This window comes from Brevibacillus fortis, from assembly GCF_046196545.1.
GTDB lineage: Bacteria > Bacillota > Bacilli > Brevibacillales > Brevibacillaceae > Brevibacillus > Brevibacillus fortis_A.
In genome coordinates this window covers 4,302,709-4,323,704 of the sequence record NZ_CP176370.1, presented here as the reverse complement: position 1 = coordinate 4,323,704, position 20,996 = coordinate 4,302,709, and the positions used below count along the sequence as shown (strand labels likewise).

Here is a 20,996-nt window from a genome sequence, read left to right as displayed (position 1 = left end):
CTCCCCATTACAAAGGTTTTGAAAGAATTTCAATTCCCACATCAATTGTTTTCTCTACTCCCATGAAGGTTAGAAAGATTTTCGCTCTATTTTTGTGTTTATCTACTTTTTTGATAATGCCTTCCAGTCCTTTTAGGGGACCAGATTCTACGATCACCTTTGAATTTTCCAGATAAACTTTCGAGTAATCGACAACCTCACCGTTTCCCATGAGCTGGAGTATCGGAGTGATTTCTTTTTCGTCAATGCTCGAATAATAAGCGCCCTCATCCTGCGAATAGTAACTACCGTTATTGACCAAACGCAAACTTCTAGGAATTTTTTTGATTTTGTGGAACATATCGTTAGTCATTTCGGTCTTAATAAGTACATACCCGGGAAAAATATTCTTCATGACATTATACACAATGCCTGACTTTTTCTCAGGAACCAATCTCTTCGGTACAACGGACAATAATGATTGCTCATTAAAATAGAGTCTGAGGTATTTTTGAACGACTTCTTCTTTTCCGGATTCTACGAAGATAGCATACCATTTCAAGGTGGGTAATCCTTTCATTATGAAGTGTATTCGCAAGTATCTAGACCGCTCTAAGTTTCCCCCAAAAAATAGGAATGATGTAGTAGATATCTTTTTGAAAAATTGTGGTAGTATACTAAATATATCCAATTCTTTCGTATTATGCAATAAATGTGATATTATGGTATTAATGGAAAAAATATGGATATCAATCCATGAAAGTTTCTTATCGAAAGTAAAATCCCTTAGCGAATTTAATCGATGTTTCGGCACGTTAAAGGAACGTAGGGAGCTCATACAGAGAAAGAAACGGTAGTGTGTATATTTATTTACCCACGAACTGGGGAAGCTCTGCCCTTTGGCATAGTAGGAGAACGAGAAAAGGCGGAGATTGGATTGCATATGTTTCCACAGATTTCTACGAAAGAATTGGTTATAAAAGGTACGGATAGAGAGTTTCGTGCCAGTTTGTGCATGGGCTACTTTTCTGTTCCCGCAGATTTTTTAAAAATAGTAAAATTCCTGCACCCGAAAGAATTCGAGTACTATTTTCATCTGGAGTATGAGCGGAGAGTAAAAAGCTACCTGACAGGGAGATATGTCGCCAAAAGAGCCGTTTCGTGTCTGACTGGAGAAGACAGCTTAGAGCGAATATGTATTGAACAGGGCATTTTTCATCACCCTGTCGTGAACTTACCGCATACAACCAATGTTCAAGTGAGTATCACTCACTGTGACGATCTTGCAGCTGCCATTGCTTTTTCGGAAGAACTACCGTTGGGGATTGATATGGAGAGAATTAGCGTTGATAGAAATAAAGTTCTGGAAACGCAAATGACTGTGAAAGAGAGCAGCTTGTTGTCATGCTTGCCTTATTCCTATGAAACGACTCTCACTCTTTTCTGGACAGTCAAGGAAGCGTTATCCAAAATTTTGAAGACAGGCTTAACCACTTCTTTTCATATCTATGAAATAAGCCAAGTGGAGGCAAGGGATGGGGTTGTTTATAGTCTTTTTGATAACTTTCCTCAATACCGTACTGCATCCTATATCCTTGGTGACTATGTGTGTTCGATCACCTACCCGAAGAAGACAAAGTGGAGTGTTGCTGTCGTAAAGGATGTACTTCAGGAGATAGAACAATCCATGACAAATCGCTTATGAATTCCCCACAACGGTCAATTGACCAAGCTGTGGGGAGTTTTCTTTATAAAAACCTTTTTTAAAAACAAGGGGTGCATCATACATGGAAAATCCTGTTGTGTTTATGTTTTCTGGACAGGGGTCTCAGTACTATCAGATGGGGAAAGACCTTTTTGATCAGAATCCGGTATTTCGCAAATGGATGCTTAGGTTAGATGAAAAGGTACATTCCCTGATCGGGGAGTCTGTCCTTGCCCAGTTATATGATGACACGAAGCGTCGAGACGACATATTTGATCGCACCCTTTATACGCATCCCGCCATTTTTATGGTGGAATACGCTCTTTCCCAGGTTCTCTTGGAAAGTGGAATTAAGCCCGACTATTGTCTGGGGAGCAGCTTGGGGGAGTTTGCGGCGGCGGCTGTTTCTGGGATCATGCCTGTGGAAGAATTGCTGCAACTCGTGGTTGAACAAGCCACCCTATACGAAACGTATTGTCAGAAAGGGCGTATGCTTGCGATTCTCCACAATCCCGATTTGTATTATGAAGACCCGCTATTGCATCGAAATAGTGAGTTGGTAGCGGTGAATTTTCATTCGCATTTTGTCATTGCCGGGAGCAGTCATCAGCTACAACGCATGGAGGATTATATAAAAGGCAAAGGGATTATTTGTCAACGACTACCCGTATCGTATGCGTTTCACTCCGCTTACATCGATCCGGCTGAACCACATTATCGGGAGGTATTAAAACAGAAATCATTTGGAATTCCCAAGATTCTCTTTGTCTCGGGTGTTCATGGTGAAATCATGAAGGAACTGCCAGCTGACTACTTTTGGCAAGTGGTAAGAAAACCAATGCAGCTTCCAAAAGCTGTCCAAGAGCTGGAGAAACGGCAAAGCTACATCTATTTGGATTTGGGACCAGCAGGGAATTTGAGTAATTTTACAAAGCGAAATCTGCGGCAAGATTCGCAGTCAGAGTGCTACTCGATCATCACTCCTTTTAAAAAGGATGGTGAAAATGTAGAGCGCATCAAGCAACTATTCGCAAAGAAACGATTGAATACAAACAGAAAGGAAGACAGAAAAATGACCACATATGTTTTCCCAGGGCAGGGCTCCCAAATAAAAGGAATGGGGGGCTCTCTGTTTGATGAGTTTCCGGAAATAACGGCCAAGGCTGATCAGATATTAGGTTATTCCATCAAAGAGCTATGTCTGCATGATCCCGAAAAACAATTAAGTAAAACACAATTTACCCAGCCGGCTTTGTACGTGGTAAATGCGCTTAGCTATCTTAAAAAAGTAAAGGAAACCGGGAAAAAACCAGATTATGTGGCGGGGCATAGCTTGGGTGAGTACAACGCACTTTTTGCTTCAGGGGTGTTTGATTTTGAGACAGGGTTACACTTGGTGAAAAAAAGAGGCGAGTTGATGAGTCTGGCCGTCGGTGGAGGTATGGCGGCTGTGATTGGGTTTACTTTGGAGCAAGTGGAACGCGTATTACATGAAAATAATTTGACTAGCATCGATATTGCCAATCACAATTCTCCCTCCCAATTTGTGATTGCAGGTCGGAAAGAAGATATTGACCGTGCCAACCCTGTTTTTCAGGAAGCGGGCGTAAAAGTATACATACCGTTAAAGGTGAGCGGAGCATTCCATTCCCGTTACATGAGTGATGCGAAGCAACGCTTTGAGGACTATTTGAATCAGTTTGCGTTTTCCAGCATGAACATTCCTGTGATTTCAAATGTTTACGCAAGACCCTATAAAGAGCGCGATGTGAAACGGAATTTGGTGGAACAAATCACACACCCAGTGAAATGGAATGACAGCATTCGATATCTCCTGGCTTTGGGGGAAAACGAAATAGAAGAAGTTGGCCCTGGTACTGTTTTGACCAAATTAGTTACTACGATCCGAAATGAAGCAGAGCCGCTAATCATAGAAGAGGCAGAAGAGATATCGAACAGCATGGAGCAGCCAAAAGGGATTACCGCTTCTTCGCTGGGAAATCAGCAGTTTAAACAGGACTACAAATTGAAATATCCCTACCTGGCAGGAGCGATGTACAAGGGAATCTCATCGGAAAAGCTGGTCATTAAAATGGGGAAAGCCGGGATGATGGGCTTTTTCGGAAGCGGTGGCTTACAGCTGGATAGAATCGAGCGTGCCATCCAACAGATTCAACGTGAACTACAGCATGGCGAGCCATATGGGATGAATTTATTGCATCATCCAAGTGACCCGTCTATGGAAGAAAAAACCGTCGAGTTGTATCTTGGTTATCAAGTGAGGGTGATCGAAGCATCTGCCTTTATGGCGATTACCCCTGCGTTGATCATCTATCGGGCCAAGGGATTAAAGCGGGGGATGAACGGGCAAGTCGAGGCGGCAAACAAAATTTTTGCCAAGGTATCACAGCCTGAGGTAGCGGAAGCCTTTTTAAGTCCCGCACCTGAGTACCTGATAGAAAAATTGGTGCAAGAACATAAACTCACGAGGGAAGAAGCGAGTTTGTTACGGGAAGTTCCGATGGCGGATGAGTTAACGGTCGAGGCCGATTCAGGTGGAAATACCGATCACGGTGTAGCTTCTGCTTTGATGCCAGCGATGATCAGGCTACGAGATAACATGATGCACAAGTATGGATACCGTAAGCTGATCAGAATCGGGGCTGCGGGTGGCATTGGAACTCCTGAAGCTGCTGCGGTCGCTTTCATGCTTGGGGCGGATTATATTGTCACAGGCTCGATTAATCAGTGCACAGTGGAGGCGGCGACTAGCGAGTCGGTGAAGGATTCGTTGCAGTTGGCCAATGTTCAAGACACAGAGTATGCTCCAGCGGGTGAAATGTTTGAAATGGGAGCCAAAATTCAGGTGTTGAAAAAAGGCTTGTTCTTTCCAGCGAGAGCGAACAAATTGCACGACCTCTATCGTCAATACAACTCGCTTGATGAAATCGATGAGAAAACCAAGAAGCAGCTCCAGGAAAAATATTATAAACGCAGCTTTGAAGAGGTGTATGAGCAGATGAAAACCACATGCCCACCTCAGGAGCTGAAAAGAGCTGAACGAACACCTAAATACAAGATGGCGTTACTTTTCAAATGGTATTTTAACCGCTGTTTTGACTGGGCTTTGGATGGAGCCGAAAGCTATAAAGTGGATTATCAGATTTACTGCGGTCCAGCACTAGGTTCTTTTAATCAATGGGTGAAGGGAACGGCTGTTGAAAACTGGAGAGACCGTCATGTTGATCAAATCGGTGAAATGCTAATCAAGGAGACAGCCAGCCTTTTGAATCAGCGTATCCACGCCTTAACAGGTTCAAGCAAGTAGAGAAGCAATGACTCTCAAATAAGAAGGGAACGGCGAAAATGAATTTGGAACTAGTAGAATACCACCCTAAAGGCGTTTCTAGCGAAGCGCCTCTTCTTTTTGTGCATGGAGCATGTCATGGAGCATGGTGTTGGGAAAAAAACTTTCTTCCTTATTTTGCTGACAAAGGCTTTTCTTCCTATGCGCTGAGTCTTCGTGGACACGGTGAAAGTGACGGCTTTGAAAATCTTCATACCTACACACTTCAGGATTACACAGATGATGTTCTTGAAGTGATCGGGCTTCTGAAAAATAAGCCAGTGCTGATCGGACACTCCATGGGCGGAGGAATTGTGCAGAAGATTTTGCACCAGCATCCAAATATAATCTCAGGTACCGTTCTGGTTGCCTCCATTCCTCCGCATGGAGGAATGGGTGACTTATTCCGATTGATGTTCAAAAATTTTAAAGAAGCTATGCAATTATTTACATATAACGAAAAAAGAGATGCCTCATTGCTCGCCAATGTCTTTTTTTCCAAGGAGCTGCCGATTGAAAAAAAGGACGAGTGGGTGAAGCTCCTGCAGCCTGAATCACTGAAAGCAAGAACCGAGATGAATGGAAAAATTTTGCCAAAAACCATCCGTGCGAAAGCTCCGATGCTGGTTCTCGGCTCCAAGCAGGATCGGATGATTTCTGAGAAAACAACGCGCCGAATTGGCAAAACATACGGAATCGAACCTGTTCTGTTCCAAAATATCAGTCATGATATGATGCTTGATCCTGAATGGGAAGACGTTGCTGGCCACATTTTGGCTTTTTTGAACGAATCTATATCTGAATCGCGGAGGTAGGGAATAACATGGAAGGTTCTTATCAAATCGCAAATATTGCCACGAATGTTGAGGTAGAGATAGAACGTTTGAAATCGCAGGTGGAGTTGTTCTGGGATAAAGAGCTGAAGCATTATATCGAGTTTGGTCTGACAGATGGGATGTCGGTTATAGAGCTAGGCTCGGGACCAGGATTCGTGATGGAAAAGGTCATGCAGGAGTTTTCAAATTGCAGAGTGACGGGATTGGAGCTTGATCCTCTTCTTGTTGATTATTCAAGAAACTATTTGACACAAAAGCAATCTGATCGATTTGAGATTGTCGCGGGATCGATTATGGAAACCGGCTTACCAAGCGATTCCTATGATTTTTCCATTACTCGACTCGTATTGGAACATTTACCAGACCCAGTCGGCGCGGTTCGTGAAGTGGCGAGGTTGTTAAAACCAGGTGGCAAAGCGGTATTTATCGATAATGATTTCGAGATGCACATCATGACCACTCCACATGTACCAGAATTGAGAGAGCTGTATGATGCTTACTGTGCAGCACGCTATGCGGAAGGCGGCAACCCGAAAATTGGTCGTGAACTGCCAACGGTCCTCAAGCAAGGCGGACTTGGAAAAATAGATTTCGAAGTCATTTGTGCTCATAGCGAGCTACTCGGGTACGAAATGTTTCTAAAGTCGGAGGGTGTAGGCATTCCTGTGCAGTTGGTGCGTGACGGTTATTTATCCAGCAAGGCGCTGGGCAAGCTATCTGTTGCATGGAGAAATATGCTGAATACGGAAGGTCATTCTATTCTCAGACAGCTATACATGGCTGTTGGTGAGAAATCGGTGTAGAAGAAAGGGGGGAGTCGAGTATGAAGGTACTTTTTCATTCATTTCATGATATAGAAACCGTAGTGAAAGAAGTAATGACCGACTTATTAAAAGATACGACGAATCCCTTGGATTTCGATAAAAGCTTTGTGGAATTAGGTATCAGCTCGGTATTGTCTGTAGAAATGGTAGAGATGATGAATGAGAAGCTAGGCATTGACTTGGGGATTGAGGTCGTTTTTGATCATGAGAATACCAAGCAACTAGCCACGCACATTTTCGAAAAATATAAGCCAGCAAGTGCGAATGAAACGCTACAGAAAATCGCTCCAACAACAGAGCGTACCCAGGCCGATCACGGTTCATCAACGATTGCGAGCAAGATGGGGAAAATCATTGCTCAGCTATTGGATACACCTGTGGAAAGCTTGAATTTCGATAAAAGTTTCATAGAGCTGGGCATTAATTCTGTATTAGCGGTCGAATTAATAGAAGCAATCAATGCTGATTTGGGGATTCAACTTGGTGTAGAAGTAATTTTTGATTATACAGAGGTGGGTGAGCTGGCTTCATATATCTCTCTGCAATTTGCAACAAAGATGGCAGCAGAGGACAGCGAATTCCTGCCTACTGTTTCAGTAAATGAAATACGCCACTCCGATATCGCGATCATCGGAATAGCAGGCAGATTTGCTGGCTCGGATTCGGTTGAAGAGTTTTGGGAGCATCTTGCGTCTGGCGACAGCTGTATCGAGGAAATCACGCGCAGTGGTTGGGAGGCGGATCAATATTACGGCGGGCTTCTTAAGGACATTGATCAATTTGATTCAACCTTTTTCAATATTTCGCCTGACGAAGCAAAAAGTATGGACCCTCAACAACGTCTGTTCCTGCAAGAATCCTATAAAGCTTTTGAAGATAGCGGATACTCGGTTGAACAGTTATCAGGGAGAAAAGTAGGTGTATTTGTTGGGGGACGCCATTCAGACTACAAAGAGAAATCCGTGTTGGCTGAAGGTATCTCTTCACAAACGATGCTAGGCAATGAGATGTCGATGCTAGGGGCAAGACTCTCTTACTTTTTAAATCTCAAGGGACCAAGTCTTGCTGTTGATACAGCTTGCTCCTCTGCTTTGATAGCCATTCATTTAGCCTGCGACAGTCTGCGCAGGGGAGAAACGGAAATGGCTCTTGCAGGCGGAGTGGCGATTCACAGCTCCCCTGAATTTTTTGTGATGTCCTCGAAAATGGGCGTGGTCTCACCCGATGGGACATGCAACACCTTTGACAATCAGGCGAATGGAATGGTGTTTGGAGAAGGCGTTGGAGCCGTCGTACTGAAGCCAGTTGCGCAAGCAATGGAAGATGGCGACCATATATATGCGATCATCAAGGGCTCGACCGTGAATCAGACAGGAAAGTCAAACGGCATTACAGCACCGAGCATGCTTGCGCAAAAAGAATTGATTATGGATGCCTATAAAAATGCAGGGATTGATCCGGAGACGATCAGTTATATCGAAACGCATGGGACAGGAACGCAACTGGGTGACCCTATTGAAGTGAAGGCATTGATGGAAGCATTTCGTTCGTTTACCGATAAAACACAATTTTGCGCGATTGGCTCACATAAGCCCAACATCGGTCATACCACGATGACATCCGGACTGGCGAGTTTGTTTAAAGTGGTCATGGCGATGAAGTATAAGAAGATCGCTCCGACGATCAGCGTCAAGGAAGTCAATAAGCATATCAAATTGACCGGAAGTCCCTTTTTCATCAATACCGAGCTCATTGAATGGAAGACCAGTGATGCGACTCCGCGAAGAGCGGGAGTGAGCGCTTTAGGCTCGAACGGAACCAATTGTCATCTGATTCTGGAAGAAGCGCCGATGGTACCGCAATCAAGTAATCAGCAAGCAGGAGCATATTACTTGTTCCCGTTTTCAGCCAAGAGCGAGTCAGCTCTCACGCAAAAAATGGATGAAATGTCCCAGTGGTTAGCAAAAGAAGCGGGACGTTTTCACGAGCAAGATATTTCCTATACCTTGTTCACAGGAAGAAGTCATTTTTCGCACCGTTGTATGCTTATTGCCAAGGACGCAGATGAATTACGGCAAAAAATCGCGGAAGTAAAAGAAACGGGAACAGCTGCTGATTATTTTGTCGAGTATGAAACCGATTCCGTGCGGCTAGAAAAGAGCTTGAAAGAGTTCGGAGAAAAATTAATGGCAGAAGTAGCAGAGAACGGTTCGCTAACCACCTACGAAAGGAAAGAGAAGCTGTCCACGCTTGCCGATTTATTTGTAAAAGGATACAAGCTGGATTGGAGTTCCTTATATAAAAACGGCAGTTACAACCGGGTGCCTTTGCCAGCCTATCCATTTAGAGGGGAACGCTATTGGCTGCCCAAAACAAAGAGACAGGATCGCTTGCCCAATACCCACCCCAAATTGTGGAAGGAGATGGATGAGCTTCTCTGCAAGCTGTTATGGGGGCAAATGCAGTCCATCGGTTGGTTTACAGACAAGAGTGTGAATGTCGCCGACCTCAAGGCAAAAACAGGCTTCCATCACCGTTATGAAAAATGGATAGAAGAAAGTATGGCGATGCTAACTCGTCATGGCTATCTCGATGGCTTTGATGGAGAGCAATGCTTGGTGGTCGATCCGACTTTTATCGAGGTAGAAGCTGTATGGGAAGAATGGGATCGACGTAAGGCGGCATGGCGTGAGGATGCCAATCTGGAAGTGCGGATAAGATTGCTGGAAGCTACGATGAAATCTCTGCCGCACATTGTAACAGGCAAGCGACTTGCTACGGATGTCATGTTTCCAGGCTCTTCTATGGAATTGGTACAGCATATTTATAAAAATAACCCGGTGGCAGATCACTACAATGAAGTGCTAGCGGAGACAGTCGCAACCTATGTGGAAGAACGGTTGAAACAAGATCCTTCTGCCAAAATTCGCATCATGGAGATTGGTGCGGGGACGGGCGGAACGAGTACGTTTGTCTTTGAAAAGCTGAAGCCTTATCAGCAGTTTATTGAAGAATATTGCTATACGGACATCTCCAAAGCGTTTTTGATGTTCGCACAAAAGGAATATGGACCGCACGTTCCGTATCTGACCTATCAAATTTTTAATGTGGAAGCGCCTTTTGCTGAGCAAGGAGTTCGAGAGGGCTATTACGATCTGGTGATTGCGGCTAATGTGTTGCATGCCACCAAAGATATTCGCAAAACCTTGCGCCATACCAAAGCTGTTTTACGAGAAAACGGTTTGGTTCTTTTAAATGAGATTAGCAGTAATTCCTTGTTCCTTCATCTGACCTTTGGTCTTTTGGAAGGCTGGTGGCTGTCTGAAGATACAGATGTACGTATTCCTGGTTCTCCTGCCTTAACACCGACAAGTTGGCAAACGGTGCTGGAGAGTGAGGGATTCCACACGATCTCTTTTCCAGCTCGGGAAGCTCATGATCTGGAACAACAGATTGTGATTGGAAAAAGCGATGGCGTCCTTCACCCTGATGTTCGCGTCGGTTCGATTGTTTCGCCTATCGCGCGAGAGACTTCACATCAGGCAAAAGCAGAAGGGAAACTCCCTTCGCAGCCAGCACCCCAACACATTCCAGGCCAGTTTGTGGTGATCGAGCAGACGGTGACGGATTATGTAAAGGATATGATTATTGAAAAGCTGGTCACTGCATTGGAAGTCGATGTCGATTCGATCGATGTGGACGAACCTTTCAAAGATTATGGATTGGATTCCATTCTTGGCGTTCGATTGGTTCAAGAGATCAATCAAGCGTTGGTGATTGAAATTGAGACGACGATTCTTTTTGATTACAGTACGGTAAATCAACTTACCAGCTATATTTTGTCTGAGTACAAAGAGGTCATTGCTCAAGCGTTAGGGCAAAAGATCAGTCTATCCGAGCAGAGGGAAGATTCCGTCTCTGCTCTTCAGACTGAGATGTTCATTCAAGCAGCTCCACTGCTTTCAGAGGCAAAAGTGAGCGTGTCAGAAAAAGCTTCGTTCCTCACCGAACCCATTGCGATTATTGGAATGAGCGGTACGTTTGCCTCATCTGACAACGCTGACGACTTATGGGATCACTTGGTGAACGGCTCGGATTTACTTGCGAAAGTGACTCGTTGGGATTTATCAGCGTACGGCCTGGACGACGCAGAGGGCTATCAATACGGCGGGCTTGTAGAAAATATTGACTTGTTTGATCCGCTTTTTTTCAACATCTCCGGTCTGGAAGCTGACTATATGGACCCGCAGCAACGATTCTTTTTGGAGGAATCCTGGAAGGCGTTGGAGGATGCTGGCTATGCGGGTCAAGGCGTGCAAGGAATCCAATGCGGCGTCTACGCAGGATGTGCCAAAGGTGATTATGATCGTCTCGTGGGAGAAAATCCTCCTGCCCAAGCCTTCTGGGGAAATATGGAGTCTATTGTGCCTGCTCGGGTTGCTTATCATCTGGACTTGCAGGGACCAGCTGTCACGATTGATACTGCTTGCTCGAGTTCCTTGGTGGCGATTCATATGGCGTGCCAAGCCTTGCGTACAGGTGAGGTCGACATGGCATTGGCAGGTGGTGTCTTCATTCAATCTACGCCGGGCTTCTATTTGTCTGCCAAGCGAGCGGGTATGCTGTCACCGACAGGACGCTGCCATACGTTTGATGAGCGGGCAGATGGCTTTGCGACGGGGGAAGGCGCTGGTGTCGTTGTACTGAAACGTCTCTCGGAAGCGATCGCTTGTGGCGACCATATTTACGGTGTCATTCGAGGCTCGGGAATCAATCAGGATGGGACGACGAATGGGATTACTGCGCCGAGTGCGAAATCTCAGGAGCGCTTGGAACGCAATGTCTACGATACATTCGACATCAATCCTGAGCAAATTACGATGGTTGAGGCTCATGGAACAGGAACCAAGCTGGGAGATCCGATTGAGTATCAAGCGCTAACTCGTGCTTTTCGGGCCTATACGGATAAAAAAGAATATTGTGCGATTGGATCGATCAAGACGAATATTGGTCATACCCAGATCGCAGCAGGCGTTGCAGGGGTCATCAAAGTCCTTTTGTCATTGAAACACAAACAAATAGCGCCATCCCTACATTTTGAAGAAGGCAACGCCAACATTAAGTTTGCAGACAGCCCGTTTTATGTCAATACAAGCCTGAAGGAATGGTCAGTGGAGCCGCAAGCCAAACGTTGTGCGGCGATCAGTTCCTTTGGAGCCAGCGGTACAAATGCGCATATGGTAATCGAAGAGGCGCCTCAGGTAGAGCGGAATCATGCGAAAAAGCCGGGCTATTTGATTGTGCTGTCGGCGCGCACTTTTGAACAGCTACGCCAGCAGATTGCCCAATTGCTTTCGTTTTGTGAAAAAGCACCGGAGACGGATTGTGGAAATATCAGCTATACGCTGTTAGTAGGCAGAAAGCATTTCCATCACCGCTTCTCTTGCATTGTTCAACATACAACCGAGCTTGTTCAGCTTTTGAAAAAGTGGCTGGAAACAGGAAAGGCATCTCAGGCTTTTGTTTCCGAATTACATGAAAAAGATCATCGTGAACAAACCGCATTGAAACGTTACGGAAATCAGAGCATCGAGAATCTGCATGTGACGAGTCAGGCGAGCGAATATTTGGAACAGTTGTCTGTGATCGCGGAATTGTTTGTGCAGGGATATGGATTGGACTACGACAAGCTGTTTGCGAACGATCAGTATTCTCGTATTTCACTTCCCACGTATCCTTTTGCCAAGGAACGCCATTGGGTACTTGATAGTGAAACAAAAGCAAATGCAAGGGTAGCAGCAAAAAACACCACAACGTCCGTGATCCATCCGATGCTACATCAGAACACTTCTACTTTCTCCGAGCAACGGTTTAGCTCCACCTTCACGGGAGAAGAGTTTTTCTTGGCGGATCACGTAGTCAAAGGGCAGCGGGTGTTACCGGGAGTTGCCTATCTTGAGATGGCAAGAACCGCGATGGAGCAGGCTGTAGGAGAGAGAGTCCACGGGGATACGGCGATTACACTACAAAATGTCGTATGGGCTCGTCCGATCGTTGTAGGTGATCAGCCTGTTCGGGTACATACGGGTCTCGTTCTCGAAGAAGATGGTGAGGTATCCTACCACATCTATAGCGAGGCAGAGGGTAGTGATGCTGAGATCGTGGTGCACAGTCAAGGAAATGCTGTACTTACTCCGCACTCAGAGTTGCAAATGCTTGATTTGCCCGTTTTGCAAGAGCAGTGCAGCGAGCAGGTGATTTCATCCGAGGAATTCTATGAGTTCTTCAGAGCGATTCAAATCGATTATGGATTCGGACATAAAGGAATAGACAAGGTATATGTCGGGCCTGGACAAGTCTTGGCAAAGCTGATTTTACCATTATCGGTCACCGGCTCAGAGGATCAGTTTGTCTTGCATCCGAGCTTGATGGATTCAGCTTTGCAGGCCTCTGTGGAGTTGACGCTCTCTTCCCGCCACGTGATGTCGTCGGATCGTATGGCAAAACGCAAGCCAGTGATGCCTTTTGCCCTGGAGGAGATTGAAATTATCAGCCCGTGCACCTCTGAGATGTGGGCATACGTTCGCTACAGCGACGGCTGCCAAGCAGGGGATAAGGTAGAAAAATACGATATCGATCTATGTGACGACACTGGAACGATTTGTGTACGAATGAAGGGATTCACATCTCGGGTACTGGAAAGAGAAATCCAAACAGATCGTACAGCAGCAAAAGCGCCATCTGAGACCTCCGGCGAATCGCTGATTGGAACCATGCTGCTCAGCCCTGTGTGGGAAGAGGTTGTGATGGACCGTAGTTCGGAAACCCCACTTGCAAGCGATCATATTCTGATTGTTTGTGCAGATGACAAGAACCGAAGCCTTGTTCAACAACGCTATCCTCGGGCAGCTGTTATGGAGATTACGCCCGCAGAAAGTATGGATGAAATAGCGGTGAAGCTGGAGCAGATTGGTTCGATTGATCATATCATCTGGATTGCGCCATGGATTGATTTGGAATACCTGGCAGAAGAGGCGCTCATCATCGAGCAGGAGCGCGGTGTATTTCATGTGTTTCTCTTGCTAAAAGCCCTGCTCAAGCTGGGCTACGGTACCAAGGAGCTAGGATGGAGTCTTGTAACCTTCCAGACCCAGCCAATTCATCAAAACGATGTGGTCAACCCTATTCATGCCAGTCTTTACGGATTAGTCGGTTCGATGGCAAAAGAATACACAAACTGGCGTATTCGACTCGTTGATCTGGAAGCTGGTCGTGCTTGGCCAATGGAGGAGGTTTTCACCCTTCCGCCAGATGCCGAGGGGAATGCAACGGTTTACCGCGGAGGGAAATGGTATCGTCAGGAATTGATTCCATTACGTCAACCGCAATGGGAACAGGCTTCCTACAGGCAGGGGGGAGTCTATGTTGTGATTGGAGGAGCTGGCGGTATTGGCGAAGTCTGGAGCGAATACATGATCAGCACATATCAAGCACAAATCATCTGGATTGGACGCCGAGAAAAGAATCCAGAAATCCAAGCCAAAGTGGATCGACTTGCTAAGCTCGGACCTGCTCCTATTTATATGACGGCGGATGCGACGAATCGCAAGTCCTTGTATTTTGCCTATGAAGAGATCAAAAAGCGGTATAAACAAGTGAACGGAGTCATTCATTCCGCGATTGTCCTGCTCGATAAAAGCCTCGCGAATATGGACGAAGATCGCTTCCGTGCCGGACTTTCGGCAAAGGTAGATGTAAGTGTGCGGATTGCTCAAGTATTTGATCGGGAGCCGTTGGATTTTGTCATGTTCTTCTCATCGATCAACTCATTTACCAAGTCGCCTGGACAAAGCAATTATGCGTCAGGTTGTACGTTTAAAGATATATTCGCGCACCAGCTTTCATTGCATAGCCTCAGTGCAGTGAAGGTGATGAATTGGGGATACTGGGCGAACGTAGGCATTGTTGCCACCAAGGACTATCAGGAGAGAATGGCACAGGCAGGATTAGGCTCGATTGAACCTCGCGAAGCGATGGCGGCTTTGGAAAACCTGCTTGCGGGACCGATGAATCAAGTCGCGTTGGTGAAAACAACGAAATCGCAGGCCATGCTTACGGTAAATCCTGATAAATCGATTCACATCTATCCAGAAAAACTGGTATCACATATCGAAAGTGTAAAGAATGGTATGCCCAAACTAGAGTTTTCGTCTCAACGCAGACAATCTGAAATGGAGGCTTATAAATGAATACAATGGATAAGCTTCTCAGTGAACTACTCTATGGTCAATTACAGTCAATCGGGCTGTTCACGGTAAAAAAACAGACAAGAGCAGAACTCAAAGCCAAATTGCATGACAGGTACGGTAAATGGCTGGAAGAAAGCATAGCCGTTCTCGTGCAAAACCATTATCTTGCGTACGATGGAGAGTCACTCATCGCAAACGATACCACCCCTATTGATCTCGATACAGCATGGAAAAAATGGGAGGAAGAAAAAACAACATGGCTCAACGACCCGAATAGTAAAGCTCAGGTGATTCTAGTAGAGGCAACCATGCGTGTACTGCCAGAGATTTTACTAGGAAAGATTCCAGCTACAGAGATCATGTTCCCTAATTCCTCGATGGAATTGGTGGAAGGGATTTATAAACACAACGAGATTGCGGACTACTTTAACGAAGTGCTCGCCAATACGATTGTTACGTATGTGAAGCAGCGTACGGAGCAAGATGCTTCTGCACGGCTTCGGATTTTGGAAATCGGAGCAGGTACAGGTGGAACCAGTGCGATCGTACTACCAAGGCTAAAAACCTTTCAGAAGCATATTGAGGAATATTGTTATACCGATATTTCGCAAGCCTTTTTACTTCACGCCGAAAAAGAATACGGGGCCGAAAATCCATATCTCACGTATCGGATTTTTAATGTGGAAAAGCCTATTGAGGATCAGGGGATCGTTGCGGACACCTATGATCTGGTGATTGCCACGAACGTATTGCATGCGACAAAAAATATTAGCCAAACCTTGCTCCACGCCAAAACAGCTTTACAGAAAAATGGCTTGCTGATTCTGAATGAGTTGACGAGCAATACCTTGTTTGCTCACTTGACGTTTGGCTTGCTGGATGGTTGGTGGCGCTATGATGATCCAGAATGGCGTATTCCCGGCTGCCCTTTGTTAACGGTTGAAACATGGCAAAAGGTGTTGAAGAAGGCAGGATACCGATCTGTTTTCTTGCCAGCAGAAGAGCAGCTGGATTTATGTCAACAGATTATTGTGGCAGAAAGCGATGGGGTAATTCGTCGTAGCAGTCAGCCGAGGCAGTCGGCGGTTACAGTTGCGTATTCGCCTGCAAAAAAGCAAGCCACAAAATGGAAGGCGAAGCCACTCAAAAAACAAGTGCCTGTACGCACTACACCAGCGAAAAAGTCAGGCAGAGTCACAGAGGAATTGCTTCGCGAAAAAAGTACGGCTTATATGAAAAGGTTAATTGGCGAAACACTTAGAATACCGACCCATCAGATTAAATCATCAGCCCCATTAGAGCAATATGGGATTGATTCGATTCTGGTTGTGCAATTGACCAATTCGCTTCGCAAAGATTTTGCGGATATGAGCAGTACGATATTTTTCGAGTATCAAACGATTGATGCCTTGATAGAGTATCTCATAGAGACGCAAAAGGAAGCGTTGATCAAGGTAATAGGATTAGAAGCACAAGAAACAATTGACGAAACATACCAGAACGAGATAGAGAATGAGGAAATGACCGTCTCTGCTTCAACGGCGTACACCGATCTTCCTATGAGAAAAACGAGACGCTTTTTATCCGTTCGGGAACAAGAGAGCAAGGAATCGATTTCGCCTTCATCTGTGGTGCGGGATGTGGCGATCATCGGTCTTTCGGGACGTTATCCGCAGGCGAAAAATGTGGATGAATTCTGGAATCGTTTAAAAGAGGGGAAAAACTGCATTTCTGAAATCCCTAAGGATCGCTGGGATTGGAAAAGCTATTTTGATGAGGAAAAAGGCAAAAAGGAAACTATGTATACAAAATGGGGCGGATTTATCGATGATATGGATAAATTCGATCCCTTGTTTTTCCAAATCTCTCCAAAAGAAGCGGAAGAGATGGACCCGCAAGAACGGTTATTTTTACAAGAAGCCTATGCGAGTATCGAGGACGCTGGATATACGCCTACCACTCTGTGTGAAAGCAGAAAAGTAGGCGTTTTTGTCGGCGTGATGAATGGCAATTATCCGGCGGGAGCTACTTATTGGTCGATCGCGAATCGGCTCTCTTATCTATTAAACTTTCAAGGTCCAAGTGTGGCGGTGGATACGGCTTGCTCCGCTTCTCTCACAGCGATTCATTTCGCCTTGGAAAGCTTGTACAGCGGTACAAGCGAGTGTGCAATCGCAGGGGGAGTCAATCTCATTGTCGATCCCGTCCACTATATGAAATTATCAGCTTTGACGATGCTCTCTCCTTCGGATCAATGCAAGTCCTTCGGCGATCATGCGGATGGCTTTGTGGATGGAGAGGGTGTGGGCGCTATCGTCTTGAAGCCTTTTGATAAGGCGATAGCAGACGGTGACCATATTTACGGAGTCATCAAAGGAAGTATGATGAATGCCGGTGGGAAAACGAATGGCTATACCGTTCCGAATCCGCAGGCACAGGCGCAGTTAGTTACAGATGCCTTGCAACGTGCCAAGGTACATGCAAGAACGGTCAGTTATCTAGAAGCACACGGAACAGGGACGGAACTGGGAGACCCGATCGAGGTTGCTGGACTTACTCGGGCCTTTGAAAAAGACACACAGGACAAACAGTTCTGTGCATTGGGTTCAGCGAAGTCGAATATTGGACATTGTGAAAGTGCGGCAGGGATTGCTGGCATAACGAAAATATTGTTGCAGCTGAAGCACGCGAAATTAGTGCCATCCTTACATTCCAGCACGCTCAATCCCAATATTGATTTCAGCAAGACTCCGTTTGTGGTTCAGCAAGAGCTGGCGGAATGGAAACGACCAATCGTTGAGATCAATGGCACAATCAATGAATATCCACGAATTGCAGGGATTTCCTCGTTTGGTGCGGGGGGAAGCAATGCCCATGTGATTATTGAAGAATATATTCCGGAAGAGCGACAGCGATCCAGTAGGAAGATCACACCTCAGAACCCGGCTATTCTTGTTTTGTCAGCAAAGAATGCGGAGAGGTTGTATGAGAAAGCACAGCAGCTGTTAGCCTTTATCCAAGAACACTCCTTATCCGATGCGAACTTAGCCGACATGGCGTACACGCTTCAGGTAGGACGTGTAGCTATGGAAGAGCGTATTGCTGTCCTTGCTGGCTCTGTGAAAGAGTTGCAACAAAAACTAACAGCTTATGTAGAAGGGCAAGTGCATATTGCTGATTTGTATCGTGGTCAGGTAAACCGAAATCAGGAAATGCTGGATATTTTGACGTCCGATGATGAATGGGAAGAAACGATTGCGAGATGGATGGAACGCGGTAAATACAGCAAGCTTCTCGACCTGTGGGTGAAGGGCTTACATATCGATTGGAACAAGCTTTATCAGGAAGAGCAACCGAGTCGTATCAGTTTGCCGACGTATCCTTTTGCCAAGGAATCTTATTGGATCGAAGCCAAGTCTGGTAGCAGCAGTGCAGGGGTAGGCTCGATTCACCCTTTCTTGCATCAAAATACATCCGATTTCATGGAACAGCGGTTTAGCTCCACGTTTACGGGACAGGAGTTTTTCCTGAGTGACCATGTCATCAAGGGACAACGTGTCTTGCCAAGTGCGGCTTATCTGGAGATGGCACGGGCAGCGATAAAGCTTGCTGCGGGAGGGCTGGGTTCGGAGCAAGAACAGGAAGGACTTCGTTTCAAAAATGTGGTCTGGACTCAACCTTTGGTTGTTGGGCCAGAGCCCGTTCAGGCACATATCGAACTCTATCCTGAGGCGAATGGTGAGATTGTTTTTGAAATTTACAGCGATAGCATGCAAGACCAGGAGCAAACGGCGGAGATTGTACACAGTCAGGGAAGTGCCGTGTTATGTTCCATTCCAGACATTCCACCTTTCGATCTCACCGCATTGCGGGAACAGTGCAACCTCAGCACACTCAGCGCGGAACAATGCTATGAGGCTTTCAAAAAGATGGGAGTCGACTATGGGTCTGCACATCGCGGAATAGAGCAAATTTTGATTGGTCAGGGGCAGGTGCTGGCGAAGTTGTCTCTGCCTTCTTCCGTGTTGAAGACGCAAGGACAATTTGGTCTGCATCCGAGTTTGCTCGATGCAGCTCTACAGGCTTCGTTTGGCTTGATGATGGCAACGAATGATTTTTCGCTGATTCTTCCCTTTGCTCTTGAGGAATTGGAGATCGTAGGTGCTTGCTCCGCTTCTATGTGGGCACTCATTCGTTACAGTGAGGGTAGTAGCGCTGGAGATAAAGTGGAGAAGTTTGATATCGACTTGTGTGACGAGAACGGGAATGTCGGTGTGCGGATGAAGGGCTTTTCTACGCGCAAGACCACAAATGAATTGGTTGGATCAGGAGCAGAAGCGCCTAAAGATACCGTTACTTTTGAAGAGGAGAAGGCCCTAGATTCCTCCTCACTAATGGAACAGGCGACCCGTTATTTTAAAAAGCTGCTTTCCTCCGTCATCAAATTGCCAGCAACGAAAATGGAAGCAGACGCCTCGTTGGAAACATACGGTGTCGATTCCATTGTGGCTATGCAGATGACCAAGGAGTTGGAAAAGCGATTTGGTTCATTACCAAAAACGCTATTTTTTGAATACCAAACGATTAAAGAATTAACTGGGTATTTCCTTGAAAACTACCGTGAAAGCCTGATGCGCATCCTGGGGATGGGAGAAATTGCGGAAGTCCCCCTCACGCAAGAGCCGGAAGCAACGATTGTGGACGAGAGGACAGCACAGACAGAGCGCAGGAGCAAAAAACGCAGGTCTCAACGATTCGCTTCCCTGCGTATGGAAACCCAGCGAGAAAAAGGAGCGTTGGACATTGCCATTATTGGTATGTCTGGACGCTATCCGCAAGCATGGAATATACATGACTTTTGGGCAAATCTGCGCGACGGCAAGGATTGTATTACAGAAATCCCAAAAGACCGCTGGGATCACAGTCTGTACTTTGATGAAGCGAAGGACAAGGTCGGTAAGTCCTATTCCAAATGGGGCGGCTTCATAGATGGGGTCGATCAATTTGATCCGCTGTTCTTCCATATTTCCCCCCGGGAAGCAGAGTTGATGGACCCACAGGAGCGGTTATTTTTACAGTGTGTCTATGAAACGATAGAGGATGCAGGGTATACGCGCGATGCTCTTGGCAAGCATGAAGGCTTGGGAGGCAATGTAGGGGTTTACGTAGGAGTTATGTACGAGGAATACCAGCTCTATGCGTCCGCTGAACAGGCGTTGGGCAGAGCGCTTACGATTGCGGGGAGTCCAGCTTCCATCGCTAACCGCGTCTCCTATTTTTGCAATTTCCACGGTCCGAGCATGGCGGTCGATACGATGTGTTCTTCTTCATTGACGGGAATTCATTTAGCGTGTCACAGCTTGCAACGCGGTGAATGTGAGGTTGCGATCGCAGGTGGTGTGAATGTTTCTATTCATCCAAACAAATATCTGTATTTGTCGCAGGGTAAGTTCGCTTCCAGCAAAGGACGATGCGAAAGCTTTGGGGAAGGCGGCGACGGATATGTACCTGGTGAAGGAGTCGGAGCGGTACTGCTCAAACCTCTGGAAAGAGCAATCGCTGATGGAGACCACATCTATGGTGTGATCAAAGGAAGCGCCATTAATCATGGTGGAAAAACGAATGGTTATACGGTTCCCAATCCTCATTCTCAATCAAGAGTGATTCGTCGAGCTTTTGAAGAAGCAGGAATTCACCCGAGAACGGTCAGCTATATAGAGGCACACGGTACAGGGACTTCCTTGGGGGACCCGATTGAAATTGCTGGATTGACGAAGACTTTTCAGGAATACACGAAAGAGAATCAGTTCTGCGCGATTGGTTCGTCCAAGTCAAATATCGGGCATGGTGAGAGTGCGGCAGGGATAGCAGGGTTGACCAAGATATTGCTGCAAATGAAATACAAGAAGCTAGTTCCGTCCCTTCATTCCCGCACATTGAATCCGAACATTGATTTCAGCAAGACTCCATTTGTGGTACAGCAAGAGCTGGCGGAATGGAAGCGACCAGTGATTGAAATCAATGGGGTAACGAGAGAATATGCAAGGATTGCGGGGA

General features: G+C 46.0%; 7 protein-coding genes (1 of these 7 running past the window's edge). 6 read left to right on the top strand and 1 reads right to left on the bottom strand.

The window, feature by feature from the left end; translation table 11 throughout:
* Nucleotides 1-7: 7 nt before the first annotated feature.
* Nucleotides 8-541, bottom strand: a complete 534-nt coding sequence (gene loaP, locus ACKKE8_RS21215; protein ID WP_409174772.1) for an antiterminator LoaP — start codon at nt 539-541, stop codon at nt 8-10.
* Nucleotides 542-922: 381 nt separating this feature from the next.
* On the opposite strand from loaP, the gene ACKKE8_RS21210 reads away from it, so the two are divergent.
* The 6 genes from ACKKE8_RS21210 to ACKKE8_RS21185 form a co-directional block, all read left to right on the top strand.
* Complete coding sequence (locus tag ACKKE8_RS21210; RefSeq protein ID WP_409174771.1) at nt 923-1,684, top strand: 4'-phosphopantetheinyl transferase superfamily protein; 762 nt, start codon at nt 923-925, stop codon at nt 1,682-1,684.
* Between the two features lie 82 nt (nt 1,685-1,766).
* On the top strand, nt 1,767-5,012 hold the full coding sequence (fabD, locus tag ACKKE8_RS21205) for an ACP S-malonyltransferase (protein ID WP_409174770.1): 3,246 nt from the start codon (nt 1,767-1,769) through the stop codon (nt 5,010-5,012).
* Nucleotides 5,013-5,050: 38 nt separating this feature from the next.
* Nucleotides 5,051-5,845, top strand: a complete 795-nt coding sequence (locus ACKKE8_RS21200) for an alpha/beta hydrolase (RefSeq protein ID WP_409174769.1) — start codon at nt 5,051-5,053, stop codon at nt 5,843-5,845.
* An 8-nt stretch (nt 5,846-5,853) separates the two neighbouring features.
* The gene (locus ACKKE8_RS21195) at nt 5,854-6,669 is read left to right on the top strand and encodes a methyltransferase domain-containing protein (RefSeq protein ID WP_409174768.1); all 816 of its coding nucleotides are present in this window, start codon (nt 5,854-5,856) and stop codon (nt 6,667-6,669) included.
* Between the two features lie 20 nt (nt 6,670-6,689).
* The gene (locus ACKKE8_RS21190) at nt 6,690-14,939 is read left to right on the top strand and encodes an SDR family NAD(P)-dependent oxidoreductase (RefSeq protein WP_409174767.1); all 8,250 of its coding nucleotides are present in this window, start codon (nt 6,690-6,692) and stop codon (nt 14,937-14,939) included.
* Nucleotides 14,936-20,996 carry the 5' portion of an SDR family NAD(P)-dependent oxidoreductase gene (locus tag ACKKE8_RS21185; protein ID WP_409174766.1) on the top strand. It continues 5,882 nt past the right edge of the window, so only the first 6,061 of its 11,943 coding nucleotides appear in the window; its start codon is at nt 14,936-14,938; its stop codon lies off the right edge, out of view. Before ACKKE8_RS21190 ends, ACKKE8_RS21185 begins: the two co-directional genes overlap by 4 nt.

What these genes read in the sequence shown, in the direction of transcription:
- ACKKE8_RS21195 (WP_409174768.1), top strand. Translation starts at nt 5,854, where the DNA reads ATGGAAGGTTCTTATCAAATCGCAAATATTGCCACGAATGTTGAGGTA.
- ACKKE8_RS21190 (WP_409174767.1), top strand. Translation starts at nt 6,690, where the DNA reads ATGAAGGTACTTTTTCATTCATTTCATGATATAGAAACCGTAGTGAAA.
- ACKKE8_RS21210 (WP_409174771.1), top strand. Translation starts at nt 923, where the DNA reads ATGTTTCCACAGATTTCTACGAAAGAATTGGTTATAAAAGGTACGGAT.
- ACKKE8_RS21200 (WP_409174769.1), top strand. Translation starts at nt 5,051, where the DNA reads ATGAATTTGGAACTAGTAGAATACCACCCTAAAGGCGTTTCTAGCGAA.
- fabD (WP_409174770.1), top strand. Translation starts at nt 1,767, where the DNA reads ATGGAAAATCCTGTTGTGTTTATGTTTTCTGGACAGGGGTCTCAGTAC.